Below are 10,440 nucleotides of genomic sequence, written 5' to 3' on the forward strand. Positions count from 1 at the left end.
ATGCTTTATTTTGAAGCGTGAAAATAACCAGGAGCAGGGTGTGATAGTGGACGGCCAGCCAGGCCATATTGACCAGATCAAACAGACCAATGCCGGGGCCGTTTATCGCCTGATTGACCGTTGTGGTCCCATTTCGCGCATTGAACTGTCTAAAAGAGCGCAGCTCGCCCCCGCCAGTATTACCAAAATTGTGCGTGAGATGCTGGAAGCGCACCTGGTTCAGGAAACGGAATTTCAGGAACCGGGAAGCCGCGGACGGCCTGCCGTTGGTTTGATCCTCGACACCAAAGCCTGGCACTACCTCTCGGTGAGTATTGGCCACGGCGATATCCTGCTGGCTTTACGCGATTTAAGCAGTCAACTGGTTACGGAAGATATCTGTCCGCTGCCGGTAACGGACAGCGAGCCGTTGTTAAACAGGATCATTGCAGAAATTGACGCTTTTTTTATCCGCCATCAACAGAAGCTGGAGCGCCTGACAGCGATAGCCATTACGCTTCCCGGCATTTTAAATGCCCGCAGCGGCATTGTTCACCGCATGCCATTTTATGACGTCACCGATATGCCCCTCGGGCCAGAGCTTGAGAAACGCACCGGTTTACCGGTCTATATTCAGCATGATGTCTGTGCCTGGACGCTGGCCGAGTCGCTTTTTGGTGCTTCGCAGCAGGCCAGAGACGTTATTCAGGTCGTGATCGATCATCAGGTAGGGGCGGGGGTGATCACCGGTGGAAGGCTGTTGCATAACGGCAGCAGCACGCTGGTAGAGATTGGCCATACGCAGGTCGATCCTCACGGCAAACAGTGCTATTGCGGCAATCACGGCTGTCTGGAAACCGTCGCCAGCAGCGAAAGTTTGTTAGAGCTGGCTGAACAACGTCTGCAAGCTGGTGAAGCCAGCAGCCTCCAGGGTCAGCCTCTGAGCATCGACCGGCTGTGCAAAGCGGCCATTCAGGATGATGCGCTGGCAAAAGAGCTGATAGCGGGCGTCGGGCAGAGCGTAGGACGCATTGTCGCCATCATGGTTAATCTCTTTAATCCACAAAAAATTCTGATTGGTTCACCGCTTAATCAGGCCCAGTCGATCCTGTTCCCCGCTATCGCTAACGCAATTCATCGCCAGGCATTACCGGCTTACAGCCAGCAGATTGAAGTCGAACCCACACATTTTCATCAGGTGGGAACAATGCGTGGCGCGGCATTAGTTAAGGATGCGCTTTATGATGGCACTTTGCTGGTGAAGCTCCTGCAAGGGTAATAAATATTCGCACTTAATGAGAAAATATTGCGCTAACGCAAACCGATCTCATCTCGCCTGTCCTACCATGCCTGCTCTGACAGTTAACGAAATTTAATTGATTGACCAATCGGGGTCGATGGGGAGGGGATGTCGATGCAGTTATTTGTCACTGGCACCGATACCGAGGTGGGGAAAACAGTGGTCAGTCGTGCGCTTTTGCAGAAACTGGCAGAGGGCAATAAAATCACCGTTGGCTACAAGCCTGTAGCAAAAAGCAGCCAGCAAACAGAAGAGGGGCCACGTAATAAAGACGCGTTGATTTTACAGGCCTCCTCTTCATTGCAGCTACCCTACGCAGCCATCAATCCGGTCACAGCGCTGGATGATGAACTCAGTACCAGCCGCGAAACCACTATCGATTACCCAATGCTGAGCGCCGGTCTGCGATCGCTGGCAGACCAGGCAGATTATGTGGTCGTGGAGGGAACGGGGGGCTGGCGAAGCCTGATGAACGATCTCAGACCGCTGTCGGAATGGGCAGCAGCAGAGAAGCTTCCGGTCGTGATGGTGGTAGGGATCAAGCTGGGTTGCCTGAGCCACGCATTACTGACCGCAGAGGCTATCCAGAATGATGGCCTGCCGCTGTTGGGCTGGGTTGCCAACCGCATTAATCCGGGGCTGGCGCATTACGCCGAGATCATCAACGTGCTGAGCAGCAAAATTCAGGCGCCGTTATTGGGTGAGCTACCCTATTTACCGCGCGCCGAAACGCGGGAGTTGGCAAAATATCTGGATCTTAGTGCCTTAAAACTGTGACAGCCTGGCCTGCGGCAAAGCTTTTTTTTAAACTTTGCTATCACAACTGGCGACACAGGCTCAGCATAACAGCCAGCGGCTCATCACCGCTGGCTGGATCGTCAGGCCAGATTCAGCACCCGACGGGTACGACCTGAACTCAGATAGTCCGCAATATAATCCTGCGAAATCTCTCCGCTGTAACGGCCTTCCTCATCCACAATGGGCATCCAGACCAGGTTGTGCTCGTAAAGTTTCGACAGTACAACGCGCAGGTTCTCTTCCGCCCGTCCGGTGACGGTAAATTTATTCAGCATATCGGCACACTGACCAGAAGCACCGCGCGCCTCACGGCGTTTCACAAAGCCAAGCGGTTTGCCATCATCATCCACCACCGTAATAGAGCGCATATCATTATCGTCCATCATGCCGAACGCTTCAGCAAGCGGGGTGCTTTTCCTGACGGTGATGGTGGGTTGCTGGTCGGTTACGTCGCCCGCCTGAACCAACAGCAGTCGCTTCAGCGTACGATCCTGGCCAACAAAGGATCCAACAAACTCATTAGCCGGTTTTGCCAGCAGCTCATCCGGGCTGGCGCACTGCACAATTTTACCCTGACCAAATACCGCAATGCGGTCACCCAGCTTCAGCGCTTCATCGATGTCGTGGCTGACCAGCATCACGGTCTTCTTCAGCTGACGCTGCATATCAAGGAATTCATTCTGGATAGCCTCACGGTTGATCGGGTCGACTGCACCAAAAGGTTCATCCATCAGTAAAACCGGTGGATCGGCGGCCAGGGCGCGGATCACGCCGATACGCTGCTGCTGCCCGCCGGACATTTCACGGGGGTAGCGATGCAGGAAGTTTTTGGGATCCAGCGCAACCATACTCATCAGTTCACTGGCACGCTCGCGGCAGCGCTTCTTGTCCCAGCCCAGCATCCGGGGCACCACGGTAATGTTCTCCTCAATGGTCATATTCGGGAACAGACCAATCTGCTGAATAACATAACCAATGTTCCGGCGGAGGGTAACGGTATCCAGTCCGCTGGTATCTTCACCGTTGATCAGAATTTTGCCGCTGGTCGAGGGGATCAGACGGTTAATCATCTTAAGGGTGGTCGATTTACCGCAGCCGGAAGGGCCAAGCAGCACGCACATTTCGCCTTCCGGCACGTTAAGGCTGACATTATCCACGGCATTAAAAGTGGTGCCGTTTTTCTGGCTAAAGGTTTTGGTGAGGTTTTCCAGTTTTATCATTATCGAATCCCCTTTGGAGTCAGCGCCAGCTGCAAACGGTGCAGCAGCCAGTCGAGAATAATTGCCAGCAGGCAGATCATCAGAGCGCCTGCAATCAGCATACGGATGTCGCTGCCGCTGATACCATCCAGCAGCAGCAGGCCCAGCCCGCCGGCGCCAATAACGGCGGCAATGGCCATCACGCCTACGTTCATCACTACAGCGGTACGAATACCGCCGAAAATCACCGGCAGCGCCATCGGGATCTCAACCCAACGCAAACGCTGTGAGAAAGTCATACCAATACCGCGACCCGCTTCGCGCAGTCCCGGCGGGATATTCTCCAGAGCTGTATGGGTGTTACGCACGATAGGGAGCAGGGAGTAGAGAAATACTGCGGTCACCGCAGGCAAAACCCCAATTCCCTGGCCCACCAGGGAAAACAGCGGGATCATCAGGCCAAACAGCGCAATGGAAGGGATAGTAAGCACAATAGTAGCCAGGCCAAGAACCGGTGTAGCCAGCCATTTGTAGCGCACGATAACAATTCCCAGCGGTACGCCGATAACAATCGCCATTCCCACCGCCAGCCCCACCAGCCAGAGATGCTGGAAAGTTAAGGTGGCCAGATAGCTCCAGTTATCAATAATATAACGAAGGGTGTCCATAGGGTCTCCTCAGATCAAACCTTTAGATTTCAGGAAATCACTCGCCACTTTCTGCGGAGACTGATGATCGATATCAACGCGCTTGTTCATTTCGGTAATCGCATCGTCTGTGATCAGCGGTGACAGGCTGTTAAGCGCTTCGGCCAGTCCGGGATGTGAATCCAGCGCGGCCTGGGTCACTACCGGCGTAACGGCATAGCTGGGGAAAAAACCCTTATCATCTTTCAGGATTTTCAGATCGAAGCCTTTTACGCGGCCGTCGGTGGTGTAAACCAGCCCGGCATCAACAAAACCATCCCGCACAGCGTTATAAACCAGACCAGGATCCATCTGCCGGATCTGCGGCCGATCCAGCGGCATGTTATAGGCTTTCTGTAACGGCTTCATGCCGTCTGAGCGTCCGGCAAATTCCAGATCCAGGCCCAGCATCCAGTTATGATCGGGGTCGTTTTTGCGTATATCTTCAATTTTCGTCACCAGTTGCGACATTGTTTCAATGTGCTCTGCCTCAGCACGTTTCCGCTGCATGGCGAAGGCGTAAGTATTGTTCATCGGCGCGGGATCCAGCCAGACCAGCCCCAGTTTGGCATCCAGGTTTTTAACCGTTTTATAGGCTTCTTCAGAGGACATTGGCTTATTGATATGGTTGAAAATAATCAGCGAGGTGCCGGTATATTCCCAGGTCATATCAATCTGTTTGTTGATCATGGCATTACGGCCAATGGTGGTCGCAATATTGGTTTTCGGCTCTATCTGAAACCCTTTTTTACGCAGATACTGCGTGGTCAGGGCCGAGAGGATATGCTGCTCGGTAAAGCTTTTGGTTGCCATTCTGATCGGTTCAGCTGCTACGGCAGCGCTCATTGCCAGCGTGGCTCCCAGCGCCAGCGCGGTAGATCTGACCCAACGGGTCATTGAGAAGGCCTTAGCCATGATTTACTCCTGATTATTCTTATACGGCCGTGTGAGGGCTTAAAATACGCCCCAGGCCAGCCAGCAGCATATCGAGGATCAGCGCAAACAACGCTGTTGCTGCGGCACCAAGGATGAGGGTAGGGAAGTCGTTAAGGTAAATTCCGGGGAAGATCAGCTCACCATAGCTGCTGGCGCCAATCAGAAACGCCAGCGGCGCGGTGCCTACGTTAATGGCTGTCGCCACGCGAATGCCGGAGAGCATAACCGGCCAGGCGTTAGGCAGTTCTACCTGGCGCAGGCGCTGGCCTTTAGTCATGCCGATGCCCTTAGCCGCTTCGGTCAGAGAAGCCGGCACCGAGCAGAGACCGGAGTAGGTGTTGCGCACAATGGGCAGTAAAGAAGCCAGGAACAGCGCGATGATGGCAGGGCGATCGCCAATGCCCAACACCACCATGGCCAGCGCCAGGACGGCAAGCGGCGGAAGCGTATTACCGACGTTGAAGATCTGCATGACATATTCAGCCCATTTGCGGGCAAAAGGTCGGCTGAGGATAATCCCGCTGGGAATGCCTACCAGCAGGGCTAACAGCATCGACCAGAATACCAGCAGCATATGTTGCTGGCCGAGATAAAGCAGATCGACCTGACGGGCTTTAATGGTTTCTAACCCCAGGCCATAAACCAGCAGCCCAATAACTACAGCGATAAAGAGCATGGCGAGTAGAGCCCGCCGAAGCAGAGTATGATGTTGCATGGATCCCATTCTCCCTGACAATCCCAAAGGGATAGTGCTAAGTAACAATCTGGCAGCATCAATGCTTAAAAGCAGCGAATCGCCAGAAAACGTCTAACTTGTTCAACACGGTACTTCACCTGAAAAAGTGTGACGTTTAACGCTTTTTGTTGATAAAGGGTCTGAAAGCGCCTTCAACCTATAGCAGTCTTCAGGGGGTAATGCCAAGTTTAAGGCTTAAAATCAGTAGGATAGTTTTGGTGAGCAGGGCGCTTAATCCCTTACCGGTACTGGCCTGAGTTCAATGAAAATATTTTATCGATTCAAAAGTGACACCGTCACAATGAAGGTTGCACAAAAAGCACTTTTCGGAAATTATTGCCCCCATTCCAGGCCAGAATAAAGGAAGCTTACTCAAGGAGACTTATGTCTGATACAGCCCAACCCCAGGTGACGCATCGCCACTGGATCCTGGTTGCCGCTATGCTGGCAATGTTTATGGCGGCCATTGAAGTGACCATTGTGGCTACAGCGATGCCTACCATTATTGCTGAGCTGGGTGGCTTTTCGCAGTTTGGCTGGGTTTTTTCCATCTATTTACTGACGCAGGCGGTCAGCGTCCCTGTTTATGGTCGCCTGGGGGACTTATGGGGAAGAAAACGGGTCTTTTTCATCGGCACCTCGCTGTTCCTGCTAGGCTCTGTGCTTTGCGGCTTTGCCACTAACATGGCCTGGCTGATCCTTTTCAGGGCTTTCCAGGGGCTGGGTGCAGGGGCGATCATGCCGCTGACTTCCACCATTATTGCTGACGTTTATCCTCCTAAAGAGCGCGCCAGCATTCAGGGATGGCTTTCCAGCGTGTGGGGCATTGCTGCTATCACCGGCCCGTTGACGGGCGCGTGGATTGTGCAGCACTTGAACTGGGCGCTGATTTTTTGGGTTAACGTGCCCATTGGGATTGTTTCGATGCTGATGCTGGCCCGCTGGTTCCCGGAATCCCACAATGAGAAGGGGCAAAAGTTAAATCTGGCGGGTAGCGCCTGGTTGATGCTCACCGTCAGCGCGCTGCTGACCGCGTTATTACAGGCGGAATCACTAGGTTACTGGGCTGTAGCGCTGATTGCAGGAGCCTTAGTGGCGGGAATGGCCTTGTTACGCCATGAGCGAGAGGCTGATGAGCCGCTCTTTCCGATGGCTATCTGGCGCAGCCGCACGCTGGTGGCGGGCAACGCCGGTAATCTGGCGATCGGCGCTGCCATGATGGGGATCAGCGCCTTTTTACCGACCTTGATCCAGGGCGTAAATGGCGGAACGCCCCTTCAGGCGGGCAGCGCGTTAGCGATGATGTCCATCGGCTGGCCGCTGGCAAGTACCCTGAGCGGACGGCTGATGCAAAAAACATCCTACCGTTTTACTGCGCAGACAGGTTCTGTGCTGTTGATCCTGGGGACATCTTTACTGTTAACCTTGCACAGCAGCAGTTCAGTACTGCATGCCGCGATCTCCGCTTTTGTTATTGGCACCGGCATGGGGATGACAAGCACCACTTTCCTGATTGCAGTGCAGAACACGGCAGAGTTCTCAATCCGGGGGATTTGTACCGCCTCCATTATGTTCAGCCGTATGCTCGGTTCAGCGCTGGGTACAGCAGTGATGGGGGCAGTGCTGAATTATAATCTGATGGTTCGCCTGCCGGGGCATAACGATCCGGTTCAGCAGATTATGTCGCAGCCGCAGCGGGAAGGACTTGGTCAGGGCGTGCTGCACTCTATGGTGAATGAGGTCGCTTATTCACTGCACTGGGTGTTTGTCGTATCGGTAGGAATTGCCGTGGCCAGTCTGCTGATTGCGCGCTGGGTTCCCGCAACAAAGCCCCATTAGAAATAACAGGCAAGAGAAGTGTGGGGGCGAGAACCGCCCCCATATTTATCAGGAGGCAGGGGCATCCTGAGAGGTTCCGGTGCTGGCGGGGACAGATTCACTCTCTGCACCGTTGCGCTTATAAACGATTTTTTGCGTGTCGTTTGCGCAGTGTCCCACCACCTGGCCGCCCGCCTGATCGACCTGATCGTTTGGCACAATATCTAATGTAAAATCACCGGCGCTAACGCCGTTATTAATGATTTTCTGGTTAATGTCCGCTTTAACCGTCTCGCAGGAGGCCTGTACGGCCAGCGGCGCGGCGATCATCACTGCGGCTAACATCCACGAATACTGTTTCATCCTCTCATCCCTCTGTTTACCGGAGCTGTTTGCTTCGGGCTAACTATAGCAGTTCTTATCGATTATGGAGCAACCGGACGCCCGTTACGGCGGTCGAGGCAGCGGAGGGTGTTTGGTTCCCAGTAGGCGTTAACGTTAAGGCTCTGGTCGCAAGCGTCACGGGTATCAATAGCGCGGTCTGCTTTATCAAAGTTCTTTTCAACGCGCGTGTTGACTTTACTGCGCAGCCGACGGGTTTCATCCCACTGCTCTTTATCCTGACGCGCCTGCTCGTTACTCAGCGCGTTATCGCCATCCTGAATAATTAAACGATCGGTTTTGGCCTGAGCACTCTGCTGTATGCTGAACAGGGCGCCAAAAAGCACCAGCGGCAGAGCAGCCTTGCTCAGATTTTTTTGCCATTGTTTCATCGACATTTCCTGATTTCCTCTGTTTTCGCTATTCTTGAAGGCTCATACATCCAGTAGTGAGTATATCATCTGCCGGAAAAGTTTAACCCGTGAGCCGCCCCTTCGTTTACCATTCTGAGAGTAAGTTCATGCTGTTTTTCAAGACCACATGCCTGTTTTTCCTCACCGCCATCGCCGAGATTGTGGGCTGTTTTTTGCCCTGGCTATGGCTTAAAAGAGGGGGCAGCGTAGCGCTGTTACTGCCTGCGGCAGCCAGTCTGGCACTGTTTGTCTGGCTGCTTACCTTGCATCCGGCAGCCAGCGGCAGAGTTTACGCGGCCTATGGCGGTGTTTATGTCGTAACGGCATTACTCTGGCTGCGTTTTGTAGATGGCGTGAAGCTCACGCATTACGACTGGCTGGGTGCTGCCGTCGCTTTTTGCGGCATGCTGATCATTGTTGCCGGCTGGGGAAGGGCTTAGCGCTAAAAGGGATAAAAAGGGTAAAGAGATAATAGGGGTAAGTTGCCTGAAAGTTGGGTAGCCAGGTCAGGGAGAGGGGGCTGAACACAAAAACGCCGTGAACCCCTCCCTGGGGGCTGCGAAGCGGCGTCCATGCCGCTTAGCTTTTGCTTATCAGCCCGCTCTCCCTTCCCCAAAGCTTTAGTGTTGCCTGTCACAGAAAATCAAAACCAACTTCCTGGTTTAAATCCAAATCTAAAACCGGCATCTAAGCTGGTTTTGACCTGTGTGAAAAAGGTATTGGGTTGAGGGCAGGTTGTCTGGGGGTTCAGTGTTCTGGTCAGTAGAAGCCGAAGGGCACGCTGTCTGGGGAGTGGTGGCAAAATCAGACAGAACAGAATGCGGACTTAAAAAGCATGTCGTCTGAGGGGCCAGCAGCCTGGTCAGGGAGAGGGGGCTGAACACAAAAACGCCGTAAACCCCTCCCTGGGGGCTGCGAAGCGGCGTCCATGCCGCTTAGCTTTTGCTTATCAGCCCGCTCTCCCTTCCCCTCAACTTTGGTGTAGCCTGTTACAGAAAACCAAAATCAACTTCCAGGTCCAAATCCAAATCTAAAACCGGCATCTAAACTGGTTTTGACCTGTGTGAACGCCAAACTCACCAACAACACCGAATTCAATGGGGGGCGCCACGGAGCACGTTAGCCGGATGTCTGCCGCAGGGATGCGGCAGCCAGATCTCAATGGAAGGGTTCACGGCGTCCCGGAATATGTGCTCCGTGGTGACGCCTGTCCACCGTACCGGGTTTCAGACATAGATAACGTGCTCCGTGGTAACGCTTTTCCACCTCACCCAGTTTAGTGATGAATAACACGCTCCCTAACAATGCCTTGCTACCAGTCAGGGTTTTGATCTTTCCCCTTACGCCTTATGCACCTTCAGACCTGCCAGCGTCTGACCAACCGGCATCATCTCCAGCGTGTTGATGTTGACATGCCGGGGCAACGTCGCCACCCAATACACGGCTTCGGTTACATCTTCGGGCGTTAATGGCTCGGTGCCGTCATAAACGCTTCCTGCTTTGGCATCATCACCTTTGAAGCGCACAGTAGAAAACTCCGTTCCGCCTACCAGACCCGGTTCAATATCCGTGACGCGCAGGGCGGTGCCGTGCAGGTCGGTACGCAGATTCAGGCTGAACTGACGGACAAAGGCTTTGGTGGCGCCATAGACGTTTCCACCAGCGTAAGGCCAGCTGCCCGCTATCGACCCGATGTTGATAATATGGCCAATATTTCTTTCCACCATGCCAGGCAGCAGCGCACGGGTCATATACACCAGACCTTTATTATTGGTGTCTATCATCAACTCCCAGTCATCCAGATTGGCCTTGTGCGCCGGTTCTATGCCAAGCGCCAGCCCGGCATTGTTCACCAGGACATCAATGTTGCGCCATTCAGCAGGCAGACTTGCCAGCGCTTCTTCAATTCCCGCGCGATTGCGCACATCCAGTTGCAGAGGATAGAGCGCATCGCCTAACTCCTCTTTTAAAACCTGAAGCCGCTCCAGACGACGGCCAGTGGCCACCACTTTATGCCCTTGAGCAATGAACCGACGGGTGATGCTTTCTCCAAAGCCAGCGGTGGCACCGGTAACAAATACAATCATCTTACTGTTCCTCAACACATTTCAGGGTTATGTCACCATACCACTTCAAACCGCAGCAGGTAAGGATGAAAAAGTTATGAGTTATTGACCTGTTTAAAGCGCACGGG

Annotated in this window: 11 protein-coding genes; 4 read left to right on the forward strand and 7 right to left on the reverse strand. The window is 53.5% G+C overall.

The window, feature by feature from the left end; translation table 11 throughout:
* Positions 1 to 40: 40 nt before the first annotated feature.
* Entirely contained in the window at positions 41 to 1,258 is a 1,218-nt protein-coding gene (mlc, locus tag AAH450_RS04505) for a sugar metabolism global transcriptional regulator Mlc (protein WP_342909569.1), read from the forward strand.
* A gap of 129 nt (positions 1,259 to 1,387) precedes the next feature.
* A complete protein-coding gene (bioD, locus tag AAH450_RS04510; RefSeq protein WP_342909099.1) occupies positions 1,388 to 2,056 on the forward strand; it encodes a dethiobiotin synthase in 669 nt (222 codons plus the stop codon).
* Positions 2,057 to 2,157: 101 nt separating this feature from the next.
* On the opposite strand, the gene osmV is transcribed toward bioD, so the two are convergent.
* Genes osmV through osmY form a run of 4 tightly spaced genes read right to left on the reverse strand, consistent with a single transcriptional unit; the run spans position 2,158 to position 5,613 of the window.
* The gene (osmV, locus tag AAH450_RS04515) at positions 2,158 to 3,297 is read right to left on the reverse strand and encodes an osmoprotectant ABC transporter ATP-binding protein OsmV (RefSeq protein WP_342909100.1); all 1,140 of its coding nucleotides are present in this window, start codon (positions 3,295 to 3,297) and stop codon (positions 2,158 to 2,160) included.
* Positions 3,297 to 3,944: an osmoprotectant ABC transporter permease OsmW gene (osmW, locus tag AAH450_RS04520; RefSeq protein WP_342909101.1), complete on the reverse strand. Its 648-nt coding sequence runs from the start codon at positions 3,942 to 3,944 to the stop codon at positions 3,297 to 3,299. Before osmW ends, osmV begins: the two co-directional genes overlap by 1 nt.
* 9 nt (positions 3,945 to 3,953) lie before the next feature.
* Complete coding sequence (locus AAH450_RS04525) at positions 3,954 to 4,877, reverse strand: glycine betaine ABC transporter substrate-binding protein (protein ID WP_463322696.1); 924 nt, start codon at positions 4,875 to 4,877, stop codon at positions 3,954 to 3,956.
* Positions 4,878 to 4,896: 19 nt separating this feature from the next.
* Positions 4,897 to 5,613 carry an osmoprotectant ABC transporter permease OsmY gene (osmY, locus tag AAH450_RS04530; protein WP_318792200.1) on the reverse strand — a complete coding sequence of 239 codons (717 nt, stop codon included), beginning with the start codon at positions 5,611 to 5,613 and terminating at the stop codon, positions 4,897 to 4,899.
* Positions 5,614 to 6,018: 405 nt separating this feature from the next.
* Here osmY and AAH450_RS04535 point away from each other — a divergent pair, with 405 nt between their 5' ends.
* On the forward strand, positions 6,019 to 7,473 hold the full coding sequence (locus tag AAH450_RS04535; RefSeq protein WP_342909102.1) for an MDR family MFS transporter: 1,455 nt from the start codon (positions 6,019 to 6,021) through the stop codon (positions 7,471 to 7,473).
* A 48-nt stretch (positions 7,474 to 7,521) separates the two neighbouring features.
* On the opposite strand, the gene AAH450_RS04540 is transcribed toward AAH450_RS04535, so the two are convergent.
* Together AAH450_RS04540 and AAH450_RS04545 are read right to left on the reverse strand one after the other, a co-directional pair.
* Positions 7,522 to 7,815, reverse strand: a complete 294-nt coding sequence (locus AAH450_RS04540; protein WP_342909103.1) for a DUF1161 domain-containing protein — start codon at positions 7,813 to 7,815, stop codon at positions 7,522 to 7,524.
* A 62-nt stretch (positions 7,816 to 7,877) separates the two neighbouring features.
* Positions 7,878 to 8,225, reverse strand: a complete 348-nt coding sequence (locus AAH450_RS04545; RefSeq protein ID WP_342909104.1) for a DUF1283 family protein — start codon at positions 8,223 to 8,225, stop codon at positions 7,878 to 7,880.
* Positions 8,226 to 8,353: 128 nt separating this feature from the next.
* On the opposite strand from AAH450_RS04545, the gene AAH450_RS04550 reads away from it, so the two are divergent.
* Positions 8,354 to 8,686, forward strand: a complete 333-nt coding sequence (locus tag AAH450_RS04550) for a YnfA family protein (RefSeq protein ID WP_342909105.1) — start codon at positions 8,354 to 8,356, stop codon at positions 8,684 to 8,686.
* A 900-nt stretch (positions 8,687 to 9,586) separates the two neighbouring features.
* On the opposite strand, the gene ydfG is transcribed toward AAH450_RS04550, so the two are convergent.
* A complete protein-coding gene (ydfG, locus tag AAH450_RS04555; RefSeq protein WP_342909106.1) occupies positions 9,587 to 10,333 on the reverse strand; it encodes a bifunctional NADP-dependent 3-hydroxy acid dehydrogenase/3-hydroxypropionate dehydrogenase YdfG in 747 nt (248 codons plus the stop codon).
* Positions 10,334 to 10,440: the final 107 nt, after the last annotated feature.

Source organism: Erwinia magellanica (assembly GCF_039023495.1).
In the GTDB taxonomy this organism is placed as follows: Bacteria; Pseudomonadota; Gammaproteobacteria; order Enterobacterales; family Enterobacteriaceae; genus Erwinia.

Bases quoted from the DNA above. Each gene is read 5' to 3' on its own strand.
- AAH450_RS04525 (WP_463322696.1), bottom strand. From the start codon at position 4,877: ATGGCTAAGGCCTTCTCAATGACCCGTTGGGTCAGATCTACCGCGCTG.
- osmY (WP_318792200.1), bottom strand. From the start codon at position 5,613: ATGCAACATCATACTCTGCTTCGGCGGGCTCTACTCGCCATGCTCTTT.
- bioD (WP_342909099.1), top strand. From the start codon at position 1,388: ATGTCGATGCAGTTATTTGTCACTGGCACCGATACCGAGGTGGGGAAA.
- AAH450_RS04545 (WP_342909104.1), bottom strand. From the start codon at position 8,225: ATGAAACAATGGCAAAAAAATCTGAGCAAGGCTGCTCTGCCGCTGGTG.
- AAH450_RS04550 (WP_342909105.1), top strand. From the start codon at position 8,354: ATGCTGTTTTTCAAGACCACATGCCTGTTTTTCCTCACCGCCATCGCC.
- osmW (WP_342909101.1), bottom strand. From the start codon at position 3,944: ATGGACACCCTTCGTTATATTATTGATAACTGGAGCTATCTGGCCACC.
- osmV (WP_342909100.1), bottom strand. From the start codon at position 3,297: ATGATAAAACTGGAAAACCTCACCAAAACCTTTAGCCAGAAAAACGGC.
- AAH450_RS04535 (WP_342909102.1), top strand. From the start codon at position 6,019: ATGTCTGATACAGCCCAACCCCAGGTGACGCATCGCCACTGGATCCTG.
- AAH450_RS04540 (WP_342909103.1), bottom strand. From the start codon at position 7,815: ATGAAACAGTATTCGTGGATGTTAGCCGCAGTGATGATCGCCGCGCCG.
- ydfG (WP_342909106.1), bottom strand. From the start codon at position 10,333: ATGATTGTATTTGTTACCGGTGCCACCGCTGGCTTTGGAGAAAGCATC.